We start from the raw sequence: 20,399 nt of genomic DNA, 5'->3' as shown, positions 1-20,399 counted from the left end.
AGGGCCAGAAGCCCTCGGGAAAGGTGTGTGCCCTCAACAGGTACCGGGGGTAGAGGTGGAGGGTGGAAGAACGGTGCGACTAGGGCCGGATGGTATGCCCACCGAGCCCGCGGGGGTGTTCCGCGTGGGGGAGAAGGTGGGAGTGGACTATCGCGTGACACGCATGGATACACAGGTCGTCCGGCTGTTTGTCCGCATCGAGTCCCAGGAACGGGTGATCCCGGTGGTGAACCCCGAACCCCTGGAAGGCCCAGGCCGGCATTTGTATAGCCTCGATACGAGCCAGGGCTCTCCGGGCCTGTACGCGTTCGTGCTCGCCGTCCCTCAGGGCGGTCAGCCGGCGGTGGTCCTGCTCGTGCCGTTTGCCCTGCAGTAGGGAGCTAGGCTGTGGAGGTCACGGGAGCCCGCCTCACTCTGGGGCCCGACACCTTCGTAAAAGCCCTGGGGCTCGTCGGGAGCGGACTCATCCTGTTTGTGCTCGCCTTCCTGCAGATGGCGTTGTTCTATCAGGCCGCAGGAGGGTTCGCTCGATTCCTCATGGCCTCCTTCGCAGCGCTGTCGGTAGTCCCGTTCTATGCGGGGCTGATCCTGCTGTTAGACCGGCACGAGAAAGAGCCTGGATGGCTACTTCTGGGAGCCCTTCTGTGGGGAGGGGTGGTAGCTACTTTCTTCAGCCTAGTATTCAACACCGTGGGGAGTGTGTTCTTGCAGCTCCTGTTCGGTCCCCAGCTGGGTCGGCAGCTCAGCGCCCCTTTCCTGGCCCCGCTGACGGAGGAGACGAGCAAAGGGTTTGCGGTTCTGCTGATCTTTTTCCTCTGGCGCCGGGAATTCACGAATACCGTGGACGGTCTGGTCTACGGCGCCTTAGCAGGACTCGGTTTCGCCGCCACGGAGAACATCCTGTACTTCGCTAAGGCGATACGCGAAGGCGGATTGACCGGTCTCACCCTCGGGTTCGTACTCCGGGCCGTGGTGGGAGGTCTGGGCCACTCGGTCTACACCGCCTGTACGGGTGCCGGGCTCGGGTACGCTCGAGAGACAATGGGCCCTGCGCGTTACGTCGCCCCAGTCGCCGGCTATTTCTGCGCCGTGTTCCTACACTTCCTGTGGAACCTCCTTGCCAGTTTCGCCCTGCCCGCCGCCGTCCGCTCTGTCGGAGACGCCGGCCTCCTCCTTGTTCCTCTGATGGCCTTCGTCATCGAAGGTATCCCGCTGCTTTTCCTGGTGGTCCTTGCATACTTCGCATGGAGACGGGAGGTTGCTGCTATCCAGGAAGGCCTCCGAGAAGAGATAGAAGCGGGACGCATGGCGGCCGAGCATGTGGCGCTGCTGACGCGGCCACGGGAGCGCGGACGTCGCCTGTGGTCGGCTTTGACGACACGAGGACCCGGAGCCTGGAACCTCTTGCGGCAGCTGTACGATGCCGAGGTAGACTTGGCCTTTGCTCTGTGGCGGCAGGAGCGTGGAGAAGGAGGGCGGGACGTTCAGGCGTTGCGGGAGCGAGTGCACGCCCTGCGTGAACGAGTTGAGGCCCTGGGGCTGGTGTGACATGAACCGGATTCTGAGGGGGCAAGATGGCCTGAGTCCATGGGCTGTAGTAGCAGTTTTGGCGGTCCTCGTAGTGGGGTTCTTCATGCTGTTGGGGATCGGCGGAGTGGTGTGGTATCTGTTCCTCCCTCGCCCCACTCCTGCTCCCCCCTGGTCCCCCTCCCAGCCCTCACCTCCAAGACCATCTGAGTCCTCACCAGTACCCTTCCCACCAACCGGACCCGTTCGTTACGCTCGCTACATCGACCCGGACGCAGAATTCGCAGTGGACTACCCGGAGACCTGGAGGGTCTCTCCGCATCGTCAGGGTGTGCTCTTCTACCCGCCCGGTGAAGATCCACGTCACGGTACTCAGGCTTTCTTCAGTAGGGCCCTGGGAGCCGGAACCGGAAGGCTTCTTCCCGGCTCACAGCTTCTGGACCATGTCGTCCGAGGAGAGCAGACTCGGTACCCCGACTACCAGGTTGTGCAGCAATGGGTGCGACCCGGTCCGTCCCCGGGGACGGAGGAAGCGTATTTGGAGGCCGTGTGGACGAATACCAGGGGAGAGCGGATGCGGGGTGCCGTGCACTTCACGATCCTGCACTCCTTCACGGTGCAGACCTCCATGTGGTACATGAGGGCCTACAGGAGTCAGGAGGCCGTATGGCCAAGCCTCTTCCCGGTATTCCAGCACATGCTGCAGAGCTACCAGCTGATGGGTGCTGCACCAGGGCCATGGTCAACTCCAAGCCCCACTCCCACACCGTGATCGAGGACGTGAGGATGCCGAACCAGTGGATAGGAGGTGAGTTGTGCAGCCCCCTCAAGTGGTGAGGCGCTCAGCGAATCCCTACCTGTTCCTGCAGCTAACCCTTGCAGGGCTGTTCTCCCTCGTGGGCCTGCTGGTCCTGTTCCTTCTTCTCGCGGAAACCCGTGGCGTCGTTCCATTCCTCGTGGGAGCCCTGACCTCGGTGCTCCCCGTGCCCCTTTACGCAGGCCTCATCCTCTGGATTGACCGCCACGAGAAGGAGCCAGGATGGCTGCTGCTGGCGGCCTTCTTCTGGGGATCCACCGTCTCCATCCTCCTCGCGCTGGTTTTCAACGAGCTCTGGCGGGCCATCCTCCAGGCGGTCTTGGGTCCCCTCTGGGCCCTCCGGATCACCGTCGGACTTGTGGCGCCTTTGGTGGAGGAAACTGCGAAAGGCGTGGCACTGCTCGGGATGGCGGCTTTCCTCCGCCAGGAGTTCGACAATCTGACTGACGGCCTCGTCTACGGTGCCCTGGTCGGGCTCGGGTTCGGTGTTGCGGAAAACGTCTTGTACCTGGGCCGTGCATTTGCAGCCGGCGGGTTTGCAGGGCTCACGGTCCTCTTCCTGTTACGGGTGATCCTCCTCGGACTCATGCACTCGGTCTGGACCGGGTGCACGGGCGCGGCCCTGGGGTATGCGCGGGAACGAGGAGGGATTGCGCAGTTCATCGTCCCTCCCACCGGCTATCTGGCCGCGGTCCTCTTCCACGCCCTGTGGAACTCCAGCGCATTGGCTACGGAGGCCACGGTCGGAAGCGGAGCCTCTCTGCTCCTGGCCCCTGTTCTCTTTGGCATCCTCCTGCTCCCTGCCGTTCTGATCCTGGGTGTGCTCGCCTTTCTAGCCGAAAAGAGAGAGCGACAGCTGGTCCGCACCTACTTGGTGGATTTCGTCTCCTCAGGGGTCCTGTCAGAAGACGAGCTGCGGGCGGTGGCCACCCCCGGGATCAAGTCCCGGCGTCTATGGGACGCCTTCACCCGGAAGGGACCGGGAGGCTGGATGGCGTTGCGACAGTTCTACGACACGGTAGCCGAACTCGCCTTCGCCCGGTGGCGGATATCCCGGGGTCGACCGCCGGGTGCCCCGGAGGAAGTCCTCCAGGAACGGATCGTCTACCTCCGATCGCAACTGGACTCCTTGGAGATCTCGCGGACATGATGGTCGCGTGGGCGGTGAGTTCTCTCCTCTGGCTGGCGGCATCTTCCTAATGACATACCACCCCTCATCCCCTATCGCGACCCCGGCGGACACTTTCGGATCCTGCACCCGGCTTCCTAGCGGGTACATTGGGCACAAGACATAGGCCTAGTGATCTTCCACCGGGAAGGCCCATTCCAGACTCCGCGGTTCCTCGTCCTGCCTGATCTCGCCATCCGGGGAAACCTAAGCCCGCAGCGGGCCGCTCAGGAAATCCTGCAGGATCTCCTCGGCCTCCGCCGAGTGCCGGGCCTGCAGTGGCGTCTGACTGGGCACCGCGGGTCTATCACGGAAGGTGAGGCGCGTTGGGGGAGCTCAGGTTCCCAAACCTGGATGGTGTTCTGGGTCTGAATCCTCCACCCTGAGGCTCAGGCCATGCGTGTGGCGTTCCTCGCGGGCGAAGTGCCGGCCCCGGAGTTTCCGGATCTTGTACTGCTGTTCCGGAGAATGCGAACCTCCTATGTATCCTGCTCCCCGTAACCTGAGAGAAGCCTGAGGGAAGAGTGTAGACGCAGTGGAGGTGTCTGACTCCTTTAACCCTGGCCCCAACCCCCGAAGGCGGACTGAATCCCCTTCCAGATCCGCAAGGTTAAGCGACAGTTAAGCCCGGGAGCCTATGCTCTTAACCTGAATAAGGGATGCTGGCCCACTACGAGGTGCGGTCTTTCCGGCGAGCAGGTGTCGCTTGGCGGGATGCAGACCGGCACTTCCGCGAGTATTCAGGGTCGGGCCCACTCCAGGAGACCATCTGTGTACCGGATCTGCATGTGCGGCTCTGGAGCCGACTGCGAAGACAGCGGGTACCCGTCGGTGACCCCATGCGCCGACTTCGGATCCCCCAGGGATCGCGCGACCTCGGTGTAGCCATCTTCCCACTACCCCGGTTGAGACCATGTCCCGGGGCTTTATGGAAGGCCCAGGAGGTGTTCTGCCTGTCCCTCTCGCTTAGCTTCCTGAGTGAGGACGGTCAGAGATATGGTGAACTCGGGAAGAATTCTACAGACTCTGGATCGGGAGGTCCCCGCGCGGACAGAGGAACTCCGACAGCGGCTCAACCAGGGTTCTCCTCCCTGGAGGCAGACCGGCAGAGGCTGAGCTTCCCTGTGTGGGTCGTTACGGCTCCTCTCATCGCTGGCGTCTTGGTGGCTGGGCTCGCAGCCGGATTGCTGATCGTCGGGCTCGTACTGTCTCTCCTCAGCCCGGCGATCGGAAGGACGTTCGCAGCCCTCGGAGGTACCCTCCTCGCAGCCGTGCTCACAGGTGGTCCCCTGCTGCCCGCCTACGCGCTATTCCTCCTCATCGGCTGGATTCTATACTTCTCCGTAGGGGGCCGGCCACCGAACGTGCGGCTGGCTCTGGAGGCTCGGATCGAGGGATGCCGGATGGTCCTGGCGAAGGCCGACGTTCTGCCGAGGATTCCGAAACGTCGCGGGCTTGGCCAGCCAGGGCCTCCCGGTCGGAGTGAGAGACAGTTCTACGGTCTGGTGGGAGTGGGACAGGGAACCGTCTACGGCTCTGAGGTGGCTGTGGCCCCCGTGTCCAGCTTGCTCGGCCGCTTCGACGAGTGGGAACCCGGGCTCCGGACGGATCTCAAACGGATGCTTCAGGTCCCCATCGGAGACTCGGAGTTCGACCGCCATTTCCAGGTGTTCATCCGCGAAAGCACCCAGGTACAGCGTATCCTCCATCCGAAGATCCGCGAGGGCTACACCTACGCCTTGCTTCCCTGGGCAGGGTTTCTGGAACCCAGCCCCCTGCGGCGCATCGACGGCCGCTGGGCCCTAGAAAAGTGCACCCGAGACCTCCGGGCTCTCCTCAGAGTGGTCTACTTGGCCGGCCTGACGGCAGGGTTGCCCGCTGAGCGATTGCTGGACTTCGTCCGAGGGAGGGCGAATTGGCGTTCCACCATCTGAGCGAGGACCTCGAGGCATTGTCCCGAGACCTCCGGACGCGAGTCGAACCCATTCTTTCTGCCCTCAGCCCGCTTTTGGAGCAGCTGGAGCTGGAACGACTCCGGATCGCACCCACCGCGCGCGTCGCGTCCCTCCTCGGGATGCTAGCCACCTCGGCCGTGCTCATGGGTATCGTCGCAGGCCTCCTCGCCTTCCTGGTCGGCTTCCTCTACCCCCGGTGGGAAGACCTGCTCTTCACCGCCGCGGGCGCCTTGGCGATTCTCGGGATCCCGATGTTCCTCTTGGTGTGGATTCTCGAAGCCATCCTCCATCGGACATCCTTCTACGTCCGATACCGCCGGGAACTCCTCCCCAGGATCCTAGAGGGCTTGGGCCTGGAGTACCAGGAGCTCACAAAAGACTACTCCCCCGACCTTTTCGGATCCGCCGCGGATTTCCTGAGCCTCGTCCGTGCGCGTTTCCCTGCAAACCACGTCGTGTGGCAAGTCCTACTGACCCCGCGCAAGGCGCGATCCTCCCTTGCTATCGCCCAGATGCAGCTTCTGTACCGTACTCGGGGGGCCCGCAGCACGGTCTTCCAGGGCCTTGTCGCAGTGACCCGTATCCCCCGCATGGATCCGGCCATCGAGGAAATCTTGCCCTCTCCCGGGATGGATGGCCCTCTGGTCATCCGTAGGGCTGACTGCGTGTACGCGTTTGTGCCGTGCGAAGTCGACCTCCTCCATCCTGACGCAGCTGAGTCCCTGCCCCAGAAAGGGCTTGACAATCTTCGTAGATGGCTCTGGGCTGCAGCGGAGGCCCTGGAGCAGTTAAGTCGACGTTAAGCCGGATGCCGGATTCTTTCTGTGATGTAATTGTAGTTAGAGAAAGCTAGAGAGAAAGGGATATCGAGTCCGTATCCCGAAAGGGACGGCGAAGGGAGGTGCCGGAGGTGGCCGGGGAGCGGTCAATGGCTGAGCGGGGATGTGTATGGGGTAAGCGCGTCATGAGGTCTGTACTGCTCCGCGTCAGATGGCCTGGAATGGGTAAACGGACCGAAAGGAGCGAGGGGATTCGCGAGAAGGCTTGGAATCAACGAATTCCGAGACGTGCTCTTGGCAAGCGCGGTGGATGGCTTTTCGTTCTACTTGTGAGTTTGGCCCTGGCTGGCAGTCTTCCGGTGAATGCTGCAGAGCGGGCTACGAACCGGCTACATGGATTTGCCGCTACCCTCCCGGACGGCTGGCACGTCCGCATCCGGCCTTACGGACTTTTATTCAGCGACTTCGAGGCGTTCCTCCTTGTCCGAGGTGCTCCAAAGACGTCCCCCATCCGGGTGGTAGCGCCTTTCGCCGAAGAGACCCGGCGGCTCTCCAAGACAGGGGCTCCTCTGCATTTCAAGGAGATTCCAGGAGGGCTCCTCCTCGTGGCCCAGGGACTCCGCTACCCCTGGGAACTTGCTGGACAGATTGGGGAATACAACTTCGTTCTCTCCTCCGCACGGGCCCGTGCCCGACTCGCAAAGCTCTCCTATGAAGCAGCCCACCTGCTCATCCCTGGGCAAAGCGCAGTGCTCGCGGTGAGCGTCTACCTTCCCCGGGACGCCCATGCGAATACGCGAGCGAGAGCTCTGAGTGTGCTTCGGTCGCTGACCTTTCTCCCCCCGGGGCAGCGGGTCGCGTACCGCATGCAGCCTGTCTACGACACGCTCTTGGGCATGGTTGCAGGGTACGTCCCGGTACCGGATGGGTATGCGTTTCAGGGAGGGGTGGTCCCCCAGGCAGGCCTTCGCTGGCCCGCCTTCGCCCTCATCAGAAGCCCGAGCGTGATGCGTTTTGACGTGATCTACGTGAACTCCGAAGGAGTTCAGACGCGGTTTGCGGCAAACGCCCAAACCCGCCTCACGTGGAACGGGAGCCCAGCCACCCGGGCCGGCGGCCTTTGTCTCACCCAGCAGAGCCAGACCCCTCAGTTCCTGCTGCAGCTGTGGGGGATGGAAACGGGCGCTTCCTGGACGCTCCGGGAGGCTCGCCCAATCGCGGAGCGGAGCCGAGTCAGCCAGTTCCTGAACCAACTAAAGCGCGCCATGGGCCCCAGATTGACCGCTCTCCCCCAACAGCCAGGCACGCAGGCTTTTGACTTTTCCGCCCGCTTCTTCGTCTCCGCCTCCTCAGGCGGACTGCTGCGGAAGGCCTACGTAGAGATCCGGAGTCTTGGCTCGCGGACGCAGAGTTTCGCGGCGGCACACTTCAGCTGTCACGCCTACTTGCAAGCCACGGTGATGCAGGCACGGGCAAACACCTTCGACCATGACATGGGGATCTTTGCAGGAGTCTTGCTCGGGACGCAGGGTAACCCGGAGTGGGCGCTGCGGGAAGCTGAACGATCCCGAGCCATGAGTCGAGAGCAGACCCGGATGGTTCTGGAGATGACGCGTCAAAGCCAGGAGTTCAACACCTGGATGTCCCGCTCCTGGACCAACCTTCTAAGCGACCAGACCTATGTTCGGGATCCGGCCACCGGAGAGGTCTTCCGGACCTACAAGCAGTCCTTCGACACGGGGACGTTCTGGCGGGATCCCGTGTTCGGTGGCATCGTCGGTGGGGTAGAGCGTGGTGGACGGCTGGAAGAGATGCTCCAAACACAGGGATGGCGAAGGTTGGAGGAATCGTTGAGCGGCTTACCCGGGACGTGGCGGTAGCACCCCCTAAGGCAAGGTCTGGACCTGGTACCGCCGGAGGGTCTGCAGGACCCGGACCTTCTGGGGATCGCCCAGGCGGGTGAAATCGAACTTGAGCATCCGCGTGTGAGGGCTGTAGGCCACCACGACGATGGTGGTCTCGGTCACTATCATGTAGCCTCGCTCGTTGGTGACCCCATCCCCGTCCAGGTCCACGTCCACCGTCCCTCGCCGGAGCGGGAGTACGGCTTTCGGGTCGTCCCGCCGCAGAGGAACCCGCAGCAGAGGCTTGTCAGGATCCACCGGACATAGCCCCGCGTCGAATCCCGTGGGCTTTCCGCGGGCATCCAGCACCTCGCAACGCTCGTTTAAGAGCAGGCCTTCCCTCGGGTTCCGGTAACGTCCCTCTGGAGTACGGGCCAGGCGGAAGAACACGGGCTTTGGCGGTGCCGTCCTCACAACGGCTCCCGCCCGCAGCTCCCGCTCCCACCCGCCCACGGTCCGGATCTCGTAGGCCCGGGCCACCAGCCTTGGGGGGAGGGCTGTCAGCAGGATCACGAGGAGCGCACCGCGCATGGCCCGTCTTTGATCGGACACGCTCCGTCCTTAAGACCCGCTTAACGTCCGGGCAAAAAAGGGGCAGACTGGGGGGAGGGGAACTCATGATGGACCCTACGGAAGTCCCAGAGACCCCTGTTCGGGCTCCTACCGGAGGCGTGGTCCTCAATGGCGACCTCTCGATTCCCTCGGGTGCCCGTGGAATCGTGCTCTTCGCTCACGGGAGTGGCAGCAGCCGCCTGAGCTCCCGCAACCGGTTCGTGGCTCGGGAACTGCAGCGAAACGGACTCGCCACCCTTCTCATCGATCTCCTCACTCCAGAGGAAGAAGCCGCAGACCTGCGAACCGCCCAGTATCGGTTTGACATCGGGCTGCTGGGCCGGCGGCTCGTGGGGCTCGTGGACTGGCTTGCGGAGAACCCGCAGACGAAGGCGCTCCGCATCGGGCTCTTTGGTGCCAGCACGGGGGCCGCGGGGGCCTTGATCGCGGCCGCGGAGCGGCCGGAGGCCGTCCGCGCGGTGGTCTCCAGGGGCGGGAGGCCCGATCTCGCCGCGCATGTGTTGGACCGGGTACGGGCTCCTACCCTCCTCATCGTAGGGAGCGCAGACCTCCCCGTACTCCGGCTGAACGAGGAGGCCCTGCAGCGTCTCCGATGCGAGAAGCGGCTTGCGGTGGTCCCGGGGGCAGGACACCTCTTCGAGGAGCCCGGTGCCCTCGCGGAAGTAGCGCGGCTCGCGGCCGAGTGGTTCAAAAGGTACCTGGTTGCCTCCTAGCGGACTGCCTGCCGGGCTTCCCAGGTCGCCGCCACGGACCGCCACGCGAACAGCAGCACGCCCGTCACCACCAGGCTCACGAGGGCGAAGGTGGCAGTACTGGAGCTCCAAAGGGGCCGCCCCAGGAGGGCCTGCCGGGCCAGCACCCCCAGCAGGATCCCCAGAGGCCACGCCCCAAGCCATCCCGCGCGCACCGGGCGCCGGTAGGTACCCAGCACCCCGCTCGTCGCGGCCCAGGAAAGCAAAAAGGGGAGTGCGGTGCGCAGGAGGGCATCCAGGTCCGGGATCCCGCCGTGGGCCCGCACGCCGAGAAGGGTGAAGACCACCAACACGAGCCCGTCCCCGAGCGCCAGTGTCCAACGGCTCATGCCAGGTGCTCTGCCCACCGCCCGAACACCCGCAACCCCAGGTCCCGCAGCGCGGGCGCATACCGCTCTGCTTCGGAACTCACCGCCTCCGGATCTATCCCGGCCCGCTCCAGATCCTGAGGGAAGGCCCGCACCATGGCCCGCACCATGGCTTCGGTGACCTCCAGGTGGAACAGGAGCCCATACGCGCCCTCTCCGTACCGAAACGCCTGGTAGAGGGTCCGTTCGCTGCGGGCAAGCCAGATGGCCCCGTCCGGGAGGTCGAAGACGTCCCCGTGCCAGTGGAAGGCCCAGAAGGACCGCGGAAGCCCGGCGAACAGAGGATCTTCGGCCGCCGCCGCCTCCAGCCTGACCGGGTGCCATCCCAGTTCCAACCCCGGGCCCGGTCGCACCTGCGCCCCCAGCGCCGCCGCCAGGAGCTGGCTTCCCAGGCACACCCCGAGGACGGGCTTCCCCTGACTTACGGCATCCTCGAGCAGTTGCAGCTCCGCCCGCAGGAACGGGTAGCGGTCCTGCTCGTACACCCCCATGGGACCGCCCAGGAGCACGAGTCCCGCGGCCATTAGAGGCGGCTTGGGGATCGGATCCCCCCGGTACGGATGGAGCACGCGCAGGCCGTGGCCACGCGCTCGGAGGACCTCCCCAAGGAGCCCCGGGGCTTCCACCTCCGCGTGCTGGACCACGAGGACCTCTGCCACCCTTACCGTCCTGTGGGCGCGGGCGACTCCATCTGGAACAGCCTCCGGGCGTTTCCGCCCATGACCGCGGCCCGCTCCTCCTCCGATAGCCCCAGGCGTTCCAGGATCTCGAGTTGCTCCCGCAAAACCTGCCCCCGGTACGGACCTGTGGCGGTGTCGGTCCCGAACACCACCCGGTGTGGGCCGAAGGCCCGAAGCGTATCCGCGAACACGGACTCCAGGGAGGGATTGCCAGGGTGGTACAGCCGCCAGTTGTTGGTGCCGGAAGTGTCCACGAACACGTTCTCCGTGTGGTAGGCCAGAAACAGGGTTTCCCGCAGAAATCCTGCCCCGAAGTGCGCGATCCCGAAGGTTACCTCTGGGAACTGTTTGAGGACCGCGGAGAGGTTCAGGGGATTCGCGTAGGTAAGGTCGTAAAGGGGAGCCACCGTGATCCCGAAGTGGAACAGCACGGGGATCCCCAGTTCCGCGGCCTTCTCGTAGACGGGGAACACCGCTCGATCACCCGCGTGGAACCGCTGGGTGGGAGGATACAGCTTGAGGCCCCGCAGTCTCCACTCCTTAAACCGCTCCACGATGCGTGGAGCGTCCGGGTGCAGGGGGTCCGGGAGGCTCCCCCAACCGTAGAAGCGCCGGGGGTTGAGGGCGCAGAACTCCGCCAGCTCCTCGTTGGCCTCCCCCACCGCGATGAAGAAGGCAGCCGCCACCCCGTGGGCATCAAGCTGCCGCTCCCACCACGCGGCGATCTCCTCCAGGGTCTGTCCGGGAAGCTCCCGCATCCGGCGCTGCCGGGCTTGGACCGCGGCCTCCAGGGCCCGGGCCCGGACCCCCGCGGTCCACCGGGTGGCGCGTTCCACCATCCGGGGCGTGACCAGGTGCACGTGCGCGTCAATGATCTCCATCTCGACCTCTTCCGAGAATTCTCTACAACTTGTACCCGAACCGCCGCAGGAGGTCCTTGCGCCAGGCCACTTCCGCCTCGTCCTCCACCCCGAGGGGGCTGAACCCGTCCATCACACCCAGAATCCCCCGCCGTTCCCCCTCCTCCGCCACCACCACGAGGAGGGGGTTGGCGGTGGCGGCAAAGATGCGGACCACCTCCGGGCACGCCCTCACCGCGGGCAGCACGTTGATAGGATAGTAGCCCTCTCCCAGTACGATGAGGAAGGTGTGCCCTGCGCCGATGGCGAGCACGTTGCGCACCGCCAGCTCCACCAGCTCCGGGTCCGTCCCGCTTCGGCGCACCAGACGCTTGCCGGAGGCCTCGGAGAAGGCGAGGCCGAATCTGATCCCCGGCACCGCGGTCACCAGGGCCTCGTGCAGGTCCTCCACGGTCTTGATGAAGTGGGCCTGCCCGAGGATAACGTTCAGCGGATCCGGCTTCTCAACGGGAACCAGTTTGAGCTCCATGCTTTTATTGTATGTATCGAAGGAGCGAAGGCCGCAAGTGCGGTTGACGGAGTCCACGCGGCGTTGTATGCTGCTGGAGCAAACCGAACACCGGGCGATGGAGCTCGCCCTAGAGACCCGGCAGCTGCCGGGGTGATGGCTCCTGCGGAGGATCCGATGGGAGCCGTTTTTTGTTTCGACCATGGACCGGATCCTGACGCTCACCCTGGCCGGAGAGGACCTGAGCCGCCTGGCCGAAGGCCTGACCCGACGGGGCTACTGGCCGGTGGAAGCGGGACTCGCATGGCTCCTCGCGGAGGGAGCGCGACACTACGTCCTTGACCAACGACGCTTCGAACGCATGGCGGCACCGGCGACCCCTCATCTTCCCGAGCGGCTGGAACTCCAGCGGCGGGAGGCCGCCGCGCACCTCCTCTCCATGCGCGCCCGCGTGCTCCGAACCGAACTGGAACGGGACACGCTGCGGGCGCAGGTGGCTGCCCTGGAGGAGGAATACCGTGTGCTTCGGGAACGCCTCTTGGCCCTGCAGCGGGAGCGCCAGGTACTGCGGGAGGCGTTGCGGGAACGGGAAAGCACGCCATGACGGACGTGCTGGCCACCGTGCACGTGACCCTGGACGAGGAGACCTGGACCCGGCTGGAGGCAGTGCTCCGAGCAGAGGGATGGGGGGAGGAGGAGGGGCTGCGGATCCTGTTGGGCTACGGCGCTGCCGTATACCTGGATGCGTCCCCCGAGGATCCCCTTCGGGCCTGGGGGGCTGCCCGCGCGGAGCTGGCGACCCTCCGGCGCCGGGCCTACCTCGCGGACGAGGCCGTGCGGGGACTGCGGATGAACCTCACGGGCCTCCTGGCCGCCGTCCGTCAGGCCCGGCAATCGTTGGAGCGGCTCGAGCAGGAGCTTCGCACGCTGCGGGAGCGCGCTCGAGAGAAGGGAGTCTCCGTGCCGAAGCCCTCTCCTCCCCCGGGCCCTGACGAGCTGCGCAATAAGCTGCGGGCACTCTTCGGACGTCCCGAAGTGCCATGACGGCCAGGATCCCCACAGTCCAGCAGCTCGCCTTCCGGTTCGTGCTCCTCATGGGAGCCGTGAGCCTCTTTGCGGACGCCACCTATGAGGGCGCCCGCGGGATCACGGGGCCGTACCTCGCCGTCCTGGGCGCCTCCGCAGCGGCGGTGGGATTCGTGGCTGGGTTGGGGGAGCTTGTGGGCTACGCGTTGCGCTTAGCAAGCGGCGCACTCGCGGACCGCACCCGTCAGTATTGGCTCCTCACCTTCCTCGGTTATGCGGTAAACCTGGGCGCAGTGCCCGCCCTGGCCCTCGCGGGCGGGTGGGAGGCGGCCGCAGTGCTCGTCGTAGCCGAGCGGATCGGGAAGGCCCTCCGCACCCCGCCCCGTGATGCCATGCTCTCCCACGCCACCTCGCAGGTGGGCCACGGATGGGGGTTCGGGGTCCACGAGGCCCTGGATCAGGCTGGCGCGGTGGCGGGCCCGCTGCTGGTGGCGGGGATGCTGGCGGCGGGCAGCGGGTATCGGACCGCCTTGGCGGCCCTTCTAGTACCTGCGTTGGTCTCTCTCGCCTTCCTTGTGACCGCCCGCGCCGCTTTCCCCCAACCCCGGATCTTCGAGGCCGCGCTTCAGGCTCCCTCGGCCGCTCCCCTTCCCCGGGAGCTCCGGTGGTATATGGTCGGCGTAGGTCTTCTTGCCGCGGGATACGCGGATTTTCCGCTCCTGAGTTACCACCTTGTGCGGGCGGAGACCGTCGCTCCCGCCGCCATCGCCGCTCTGTATGCGCTGGCACAGGCCTCGGATGCCCTGGCAGCACTCCTCGGGGGCCGCTGGTTTGACCGAGCAGGCGTGCGGGTTCTTCTAGTGCTCGCGCTGCTCGCCGTCCCCGCCCCACCCTTGGGATTCCTCGGCGGACGGGAAGCGGCGGCGGTGGCAAGCATCCTGTGGGGCGTGGGGATCGGGGTGCAGGAGTCCCTGCTGCGGGCCGCGGTGGCCGGGTTGGTGTCGCCGGCTCGCAGGGCCTCCGCCTTCGGGCTGTTCCACGCGGTCTTCGGCACTTGCTGGTTTGCGGGAAGCGCCCTCATGGGGATGCTCTACGGGTGGAACCCCGTCGCGCTCGTGGCCTTTTCCGTAACCTGCCAGCTGGCCGCGCTCCCGTTCTTTGCGGCCGCGGGCCAGGCCCTAGCTCCCCGCCGCGGTTGACAGCAGGTCCAGAATTCCCCAGAATGATGTGGAGGGCGATGGAGCCCGCCCAAACCGCCTCGGGAAGAGGCTGATGGCTCCTACCCAGCTGGTGGGTAGGGGCTTTTTCTGTTTGGCCCCTGCCCGGAGGAGAGGGAGTGTCCGTGGCTATGGCAGGTTTGTGGAGCCCTTCTCCAGGCTCGGCTGTCGCGGGCCCCGTCAGCCTCCTCTTCCCTCCTGATGGGACCCCGCCTACCTTACGGTCCGCTCCTCCTCCCTTTTTCTCTGACCTCCTCCTGGACCGGATCGTGGAAGCCATCACCGCAGGCCGGGATACGTACGACCTCAACCCGTTCTTCTACACCCCGCTTCAGAGCGTTCCCGCGGTGGTGTACCGTCAGCGGGTCATGCAGGATCTGCAGGATCCCGGGCTGTACACCCGGGTCAGTGCCTTCGCCGAAGCCATGCGCACCGTCCGGGAATCCCTCGCGCATGCGGAGACGACGTACTACACGCGGCAACAGGAACGTTGGTTCTTAGACGCCGTCTTTAAGTACTGCGAGGCCGTCCTGCGACTCGCGGAGGACCTTGCCGGAGCAGAGATCCGGTCCGCGGGCCTGACCTCCTTCCGCGACCACTTACTCCACTACACCGCCTCGGTGCCATTCCGACGTCTCCAAGCGGAATCCGAGCGGCTCCTCCAGGAACTCTCGGCCATCCGGTACACCGTTCTCATCCAGGGGCTACGGGTGGAAGTCCACCCCTATGCCGGGGGGGAGGACTACAGCGCGGAGATCGTGCGCACGTTCGAGCGCTTCCGGCAGCTGGACGCCCCTGGCTACACCTTTACCTTCCGGGACTCCCTGGAGATGAACCACGTGGAGGCTCAGATCCTGGACGGTGTGGCTTCTCTCTATCCCGAGGTGTTCTCGCGCCTTACAGCCTTCCGCCACGACCACAGAACCTTCCTCGACCCCACGATTGCCTCCTTCGACCGGGAGGTACAGTTCTACTTAGCCTACCTCGAGCACATCGCTCCCCTGAAGCGGGTGGGCCTCCCGTTCTGTTACCCTCAGGTCGCTGAGACCCCTAGGCGGGTCTACGCGCGCCGTTGTTTCGATCTGGCCCTCGCTCACAGGCTCGTCCGGGAGGGTAACCTTCCGGTTTGCAACGACCTCGAGCTCACCGCCCCCGAGCGCCTGGTGGTGGTCACCGGCCCCAATCAGGGTGGGAAAACCACCTTCGCCCGGAGCCTGGGGCAGCTCCACTATCTCGCGTCCCTGGGATGCCCGGTTCCCGGCACGGAGGCCCGATTGCTCCTTCCCGATGCGATCTTTACCCACTTCGAGCAAGGGGAGGACCCAGAAGGACTCGTGGGCAAGCTGGAACACGATCTCCTCCGAATCCGCGAGATCCTGCACCAGGCCACCTCCCGCAGCTTCCTCATCCTCAACGAGGTCTTCTCCAGTACCTCCCTGCACGACGCCCTGTTTCTGAGCAGGCAGATCGCCGAGGCCGTCCTGGAGCGGGACGCCTTCTGCGTGTGGGTTACCTTCGTAGACGAGCTCGGTTCCCTCAACGAGCGGACGGTGAGCATGGTGGCCGAAGTGGATCCCCAAAACCCGGAAGCCCGTACCTACCGCATCGAGCGGAGGCCCGCGGACGGCCTTGCCTACGCCCTGGCCCTGGCCCGGAAGCATCGCCTGACCTACGAACAGGTCCGGGAACGCCTCCGGCCATGAAAGCCCGATTGCTTTTCCCTCACGCAGACTTCGACTGGGCGTGGGCCCAGCGGGCAGCGGCGGAGCGTGCCGCTCGGCGCACCGGATACCGCTCTCCCCGGTTTCCGGAGTTCGACCCCTGTGCCGGCCTCCCCCTGAACGCGGAGGCGTTGGAGCGAGATCTGGACCTCAAGCCCCTCTTTGCCGCCATGGCGCAGAACGACGATTGGATCCACGAGGTGAGCCGACGGGTTGTCCTGGAGAGCATGCGAGGAGATCTCACGGTCCTACGCTACCGTCAGGGCATCTTACGCGACTGCCTGCTCTTCCCCCAGGTGGTGCGCCGGCTCTATTCGCTTGCCACAGAAGGCGTGGAGCGAACCAAAGGATATTCCCTCGGGGTGCTTTCCCGCTACCCCGACTGGGTCCTCCGTGAGGCTGCGGAAACCCTGGAACGGTTTCTTCCCCTGCTGCGCGAGCTGCGGGAGACGGCGGAAGAGTACGGGCCTCGATTCCGAGCAGAGGGATGGACTCAGCTCTTTGCCACCCTCAGGGAGAACCTGAGCGAGGAGTACCTGAACGCGGTGGGAGATCACCTCCGCCAGCTTCGATTTCCGCACGGCGTGCGCCTGAGTGCGGAGCTGGGAGCGGCCAATAAGGGCGTCCGCTACCGCCTCCACCGCCTTGGAGACGAGCGCCGAACCTTGTGGGATCGATGGAGGATCTTCTTCCGCAAGGAGCCGGCCGTCTATCGGTTCGAGCTCTCCCCTCGGGATGAGGCCGGAGCGCGGGCCCTGGGAGAGCTTCGGAGTATGGCCATCGCCCCTGTCGCGGATGCCTTGGGTCGGGCCGCAGACCACGTGCGGGGTTTCTTCTGCATGCTGCGGGCGGAGCTCGCCTTCTACGTGGGTTGCCTGAACTCCCACGAAGCCCTCACCGGCCGGGGCTACGCCCTCTGCTTTCCTCAGCCCGTCCCCGAGGCGGAGGCACGGCTGTCCTTGCGGGGCCTATACGACGTGGGACTTGCGCTGACCCTGGACCGCCCCGTCGTCCCCAACGACCTGGAGGCAGACGGTAAGCGCCTCGTGTTCATCACGGGACCCAATTCCGGTGGAAAGTCCACCTTCCTCCGCGCCCTCGGAATCGCGCTGCTTTTGATGCAGTCCGGGATGTTCGTCCCTGCCTAGTCCTTTGTGGCAAGTCTGTGCACCGGGCTCTTCACGCACTTCAAGCGGGAGGAGGACAAAGCCCTCGAACTGGGGAAGCTCGACGAGGAGCTCGCCCGCATGAGTGCCCTCGTGGACCAGATGCAGCCCGGTGCGGTACTCCTCTGCAACGAGTCTTTCTCCGCCACCAACGAACGGGAAGGCTCCGAGATCGCCCCCCAGGTGATCCAGGCGCTCACAGAGGCTGGGGTCCGCGTATACTTCGTCACCCACTTCTACGACCTCACCCGCTCCTTTCTCGATCAGCGGCCCAAGTCCGTGCTCTTCCTGCGCGCGGAGCGCCTTGCGGACGGACGGCGGACCTACCGGATTCTCCCGGCAGAACCACTTCCCACCAGTCACGGGGAGGATGTCTACCGCCGGATCTTCGGTCCGTCCAGTGTGCCGGCGGTGCGCTCGTAGCCCCACGTCTCTGTATTCCCCACGCGGAAGGTGTGGAGCTTGTGCCCGTGGTATACTACCCCCAGCATGCGAATCGCGGAGGGTGTCGAGGTCCTCTCGGTGGACGGGGTGTGGCGTGGGAATTCCATGCGCGTCCACCCAGTGCTCCTCCGGGAAGGCGACCAAGTTCTCCTGGTAGATACCGCATTCCCCGGGCAGGCGGAATCCCTACGGCAAGCCCTCCGCACGTGCGGGGTGGAGTTCGCCCAGATCCGAGCGGTCCTCCTGACCCACCAGGACCTGGACCACATCGGGAACGCGCCCACGGTCGTGCAGGAGAGCGGGGCTGAGGTGTGGGCCCACGTGGAGGAGGTACCCTACATCGAGGGTGCCCGGACGTTGCTCAAGTTCAACCCCGAGCACCTCCCGCCTGAGCAGCGCCAGGCCCTCGAATCCGTGTTGCGGGATCGCCCCAAGGTCCGGGTGACCCGTCCCCTCCTGGACGGCGAGCGCCTGCCCCTGTGCGGCGGCATCCAGGTGGTGCACACCCCCGGTCACACGCCGGGGCACCTGAGCCTGTATCTGGAGGCCCACCGCATCCTCCTTTCCGGGGACGCCCTGGTGGTCATGGACGGCCAGCTGCGGGGGCCTATTCCGGAGTTCACCCCGGATCTTGCTACCGCCATGGCCTCCGTGCGCAAATTGGCGGACTTGGAGCCGGATGTGGTGGTGTGCTACCACGGCGGGGTCTTCGGTCCCGGCGCGGCCCGGCGCCTGCGGGAGATCGCGGCGACCGGCTAACGATCCTCCTCTTGTGGCACAGTCGGATGGGAGGTGAGAGGATGCGATGGCTGGTCGCCGCGGTGATCCTTGCGGTCACGGGTACCGCCCTGGGGGCGCAAGATCCCTCCCGCGCCGGGGGTGTGGCGATCCGCTACTACGGTCATGCCTTCTTCGTGGTCACCGCGCCGGACGGGATCCGGTTCGCCATCGATCCCTACGGCGAGATCGGCTATCCTATGCCCCAGGTCAACGCGGAGATCGTGCTCGTCACGCATGAACACCGGGACCACAACAACGTGGGGCTCGTGCGGGGCGCGCGCCGCATCCTCCGAGGCCTCACCCCCGACGGCCGGGGCTGGAACCGAATCCGCGAACGGGTGGGCCTGACCACGGTGAGCGCGATTCCCTCCTTCCACGACGGCCAGGGAGGCACAAGCCCTCGGGGTCTGAACACCATCTTCCTGCTGGAGGTGGGAGACCTGCGGCTCGCGCACCTGGGGGACCTGGGCCAGAGCACCCTGACGGAGGGGCAGCTGCGGGCGCTGGGCCGGCTGGACGTCCTCATGATCCCCGTGGGCAATGGACCCTTCACCATCGGCGCCGCCGAGGCCACCTGGATCACCGAGCAGCTCCGGCCCGCGGTGGTCATCCCCATGCACTACAGGACCACCGCGCGGCCGGACTGGCCGGGTACAGACGAGGGGCCGTTCGTCGTGGGCAAGCGGGACGTGGTGCGCGTGGGAGGGAGTTACGAGATCCGCAGGGACCGGTTGCCGCCGCCTACCCGGGTGGCGGTCATGGACTGGCGGCCGTGATGCGCGTATCCTGAGCACCGGGAAGAGCAGTTTACTCGGTCACCCGTCCCATGGCCGCGCGGATGGCGTCCCGGAGGATCTCCACCGCCCGGTCCACCTGCTCCTGGGTGATCACAAAGGGCGGCGCGAGGCAGATCACATCCCCGATGGGGTGTTCTCCCCGCTGGCCCACCCGCAGCCGGGCCAGTAGCCCGCGCTGCCTGGCCTCCCGCAGCACCCGTGCGCCGATGCCCACCGAGGGCTCCTTGGTCTTGGGATCCTCCACGAACTCCACCCCGCCCATCAGGCCCAATCCCCGTACGTCCCCCACCACCGGGAGGTCACGCAGGGTCTGGAGCCCCTCCAGCAGGCGTTCGCCCATGGACGCCGCCCGCTCCACGAGGTTCTCCCGTTCCAGGATGTCCAGGTTCGCGCACGCCACCGCGCAACAGGTGGCGTGCGCGGAGTAGGTGGCCGCGTGCATGAACCGCTGCTCCAGGGGAGCTTCCAGGATGGTCTCGTGGATCTTTTGGGAGACCATAACCCCACCCAGGGGCAGGTAGGCGCTGGTGACCCCTTTGGCAAACGTCACCATGTCCGGGAGCACGCCCCAGTGTTCCAGGGCGAACCACTTCCCCGTGCGCCCGAATCCCGTGATCACCTCGTCCGCGATGAACAGCACCTCGTACTTGTCGCAGATGGTCCGGATCTTAGGGAAGTAATCCGGGGTGGGCGGGATCAGGCCACCCGCTCCGATCACGGGCTCCGCGATGAAGGCGGCCACGTTCTCGGGCCCCTCCCGCAGGATGGCTTCCTCCAGGGCCTCCGCCATGGAGCCCGGGTACCGGTACGGGTAGGAGGGGAGAATGTGCACGAATCCGGGGACGAGCGGCTCGAACATCCTCTGGTAGGCGGGGATCCCCGTGGCACTCATGGCGCCCAGGGTGACCCCGTGGTAGGCATGCACCCGGGTGATGATCTTGGTCTTGGTGGGAATCCCTCGCCGTTTCCAGTAATAGCGGGCGATCTTGAAGGCGGTCTCGTTGGACTCCGCGCCGGAGGTGGTGAAGTAGACCCCGGAGAGGTTGGGATACGCGAGTCGGAGCAGCCGGTCCACCAGCCGGATGGCGGGCTCGTTGGTGAAGCCCACGTACGCGCTGGTGTAGGCCAACCGCTGCATCTGGACGGACGCGGCTTCCGCGAGCTCTGTCCGTCCGTGCCCCACGTTCACGTTCCAGAGGGATGCAAGACCGTCAATGTACTCCCTTCCCGCCGCGTCCCGCAGGATCGCGCCCTGCCCTTCCACGAAGAGAATGGGCTCGTCGTGTTCCACGGGATGGTGCAGGGGATGGATGAAGTGCTCGCGGTCCACCCGCAAGAGATTCTCCGGAGTCTCCAC

Annotated in this window: 21 protein-coding genes and 1 riboswitch; of the genes, 15 read left to right on the top strand and 6 right to left on the bottom strand. The window is 65.6% G+C overall.

All coding sequences use genetic code 11. The features are described from left to right. Positions 1-94: 94 nt before the first annotated feature. The 6 genes from N0A24_09905 to N0A24_09880 all read left to right on the top strand — a co-directional run bounded on the left by N0A24_09905 (position 95) and on the right by N0A24_09880 (position 8,126). On the top strand, positions 95-376 hold the full coding sequence (locus N0A24_09905; protein MCS7173666.1) for a hypothetical protein: 282 nt from the start codon (positions 95-97) through the stop codon (positions 374-376). 11 nt (positions 377-387) lie between these two features. After that, a complete protein-coding gene (locus N0A24_09900; protein ID MCS7173665.1) occupies positions 388-1,548 on the top strand; it encodes a PrsW family intramembrane metalloprotease in 1,161 nt (386 codons plus the stop codon). Positions 1,549-2,360: 812 nt separating this feature from the next. Beyond that, a complete protein-coding gene (locus N0A24_09895; GenBank protein MCS7173664.1) occupies positions 2,361-3,494 on the top strand; it encodes a PrsW family intramembrane metalloprotease in 1,134 nt (377 codons plus the stop codon). 962 nt (positions 3,495-4,456) lie between these two features. After that, positions 4,457-5,446 (top strand): hypothetical protein, encoded by a 990-nt coding sequence (locus tag N0A24_09890; GenBank protein ID MCS7173663.1) that lies wholly within the window; start codon positions 4,457-4,459, stop codon positions 5,444-5,446. Then, positions 5,428-6,270 carry a hypothetical protein gene (locus tag N0A24_09885; protein MCS7173662.1) on the top strand — a complete coding sequence of 281 codons (843 nt, stop codon included), beginning with the start codon at positions 5,428-5,430 and terminating at the stop codon, positions 6,268-6,270. The genes N0A24_09890 and N0A24_09885 overlap by 19 nt, the downstream gene beginning before the upstream one ends. 581 nt (positions 6,271-6,851) lie before the next feature. Then, on the top strand, positions 6,852-8,126 hold the full coding sequence (locus N0A24_09880; GenBank protein ID MCS7173661.1) for a hypothetical protein: 1,275 nt from the start codon (positions 6,852-6,854) through the stop codon (positions 8,124-8,126). Between the two features lie 6 nt (positions 8,127-8,132). Here the strand turns inward: N0A24_09880 and N0A24_09875 are convergent, their stop codons facing one another. Next, complete coding sequence (locus N0A24_09875) at positions 8,133-8,702, bottom strand: hypothetical protein (GenBank protein ID MCS7173660.1); 570 nt, start codon at positions 8,700-8,702, stop codon at positions 8,133-8,135. Between the two features lie 68 nt (positions 8,703-8,770). Between N0A24_09875 and N0A24_09870 the strand changes: the two genes are divergently transcribed. Continuing rightward, positions 8,771-9,436, top strand: coding sequence for a dienelactone hydrolase family protein (locus N0A24_09870; GenBank protein ID MCS7173659.1), 666 nt, complete (start codon positions 8,771-8,773; stop codon positions 9,434-9,436). Here the strand turns inward: N0A24_09870 and N0A24_09865 are convergent. The 4 genes from N0A24_09865 to N0A24_09850 are packed head-to-tail and all read right to left on the bottom strand — an operon-like array spanning position 9,433 to position 11,912. Then, on the bottom strand, positions 9,433-9,804 hold the full coding sequence (locus tag N0A24_09865; protein ID MCS7173658.1) for a DUF3054 domain-containing protein: 372 nt from the start codon (positions 9,802-9,804) through the stop codon (positions 9,433-9,435). The genes N0A24_09870 and N0A24_09865 overlap by 4 nt on opposite strands. Then, positions 9,801-10,502: a gamma-glutamyl-gamma-aminobutyrate hydrolase family protein gene (locus N0A24_09860; protein ID MCS7173657.1), complete on the bottom strand. Its 702-nt coding sequence runs from the start codon at positions 10,500-10,502 to the stop codon at positions 9,801-9,803. Before N0A24_09860 ends, N0A24_09865 begins: the two co-directional genes overlap by 4 nt. A 2-nt stretch (positions 10,503-10,504) precedes the next feature. Then, complete coding sequence (locus N0A24_09855) at positions 10,505-11,404, bottom strand: amidohydrolase family protein (protein ID MCS7173656.1); 900 nt, start codon at positions 11,402-11,404, stop codon at positions 10,505-10,507. A 22-nt stretch (positions 11,405-11,426) separates the two neighbouring features. Next, positions 11,427-11,912: an adenosine-specific kinase gene (locus tag N0A24_09850; GenBank protein MCS7173655.1), complete on the bottom strand. Its 486-nt coding sequence runs from the start codon at positions 11,910-11,912 to the stop codon at positions 11,427-11,429. Positions 11,913-12,093: 181 nt separating this feature from the next. On the opposite strand from N0A24_09850, the gene N0A24_09845 reads away from it, so the two are divergent. The 8 genes from N0A24_09845 to N0A24_09810 all read left to right on the top strand — a co-directional run bounded on the left by N0A24_09845 (position 12,094) and on the right by N0A24_09810 (position 19,021). After that, on the top strand, positions 12,094-12,495 hold the full coding sequence (locus N0A24_09845; protein ID MCS7173654.1) for a hypothetical protein: 402 nt from the start codon (positions 12,094-12,096) through the stop codon (positions 12,493-12,495). Beyond that, positions 12,492-12,935: a hypothetical protein gene (locus N0A24_09840; protein ID MCS7173653.1), complete on the top strand. Its 444-nt coding sequence runs from the start codon at positions 12,492-12,494 to the stop codon at positions 12,933-12,935. The genes N0A24_09845 and N0A24_09840 overlap by 4 nt, the downstream gene beginning before the upstream one ends. Continuing rightward, complete coding sequence (locus N0A24_09835) at positions 12,932-14,116, top strand: MFS transporter (protein ID MCS7173652.1); 1,185 nt, start codon at positions 12,932-12,934, stop codon at positions 14,114-14,116. Before N0A24_09840 ends, N0A24_09835 begins: the two co-directional genes overlap by 4 nt. 25 nt (positions 14,117-14,141) lie before the next feature. Continuing rightward, positions 14,142-14,206: riboswitch (Fluoride riboswitch) on the top strand. Positions 14,207-14,403: 197 nt separating this feature from the next. After that, positions 14,404-15,837, top strand: coding sequence for a DNA mismatch repair protein MutS (locus N0A24_09830; protein MCS7173651.1), 1,434 nt, complete (start codon positions 14,404-14,406; stop codon positions 15,835-15,837). Next, positions 15,834-17,003 (top strand): hypothetical protein, encoded by a 1,170-nt coding sequence (locus N0A24_09825; GenBank protein MCS7173650.1) that lies wholly within the window; start codon positions 15,834-15,836, stop codon positions 17,001-17,003. Before N0A24_09830 ends, N0A24_09825 begins: the two co-directional genes overlap by 4 nt. A 6-nt stretch (positions 17,004-17,009) precedes the next feature. Beyond that, positions 17,010-17,444, top strand: coding sequence for a hypothetical protein (locus N0A24_09820; GenBank protein ID MCS7173649.1), 435 nt, complete (start codon positions 17,010-17,012; stop codon positions 17,442-17,444). A gap of 126 nt (positions 17,445-17,570) precedes the next feature. Then, positions 17,571-18,224 carry an MBL fold metallo-hydrolase gene (locus N0A24_09815; protein ID MCS7173648.1) on the top strand — a complete coding sequence of 218 codons (654 nt, stop codon included), beginning with the start codon at positions 17,571-17,573 and terminating at the stop codon, positions 18,222-18,224. Positions 18,225-18,265: 41 nt separating this feature from the next. Next, positions 18,266-19,021 (top strand): MBL fold metallo-hydrolase, encoded by a 756-nt coding sequence (locus N0A24_09810; GenBank protein ID MCS7173647.1) that lies wholly within the window; start codon positions 18,266-18,268, stop codon positions 19,019-19,021. 31 nt (positions 19,022-19,052) lie between these two features. On the opposite strand, the gene N0A24_09805 is transcribed toward N0A24_09810, so the two are convergent. Further along, on the bottom strand, positions 19,053-20,399 hold the full coding sequence (locus tag N0A24_09805; GenBank protein MCS7173646.1) for an aspartate aminotransferase family protein: 1,347 nt from the start codon (positions 20,397-20,399) through the stop codon (positions 19,053-19,055).

Source organism: Armatimonadota bacterium (genome assembly GCA_025059775.1).
GTDB lineage: Bacteria > Sysuimicrobiota > Sysuimicrobiia > Sysuimicrobiales > Sysuimicrobiaceae > Sysuimicrobium.
Note: the sequence above shows the minus strand (reverse complement) of the source record. Positions and strands in the feature narration are given on the sequence as shown.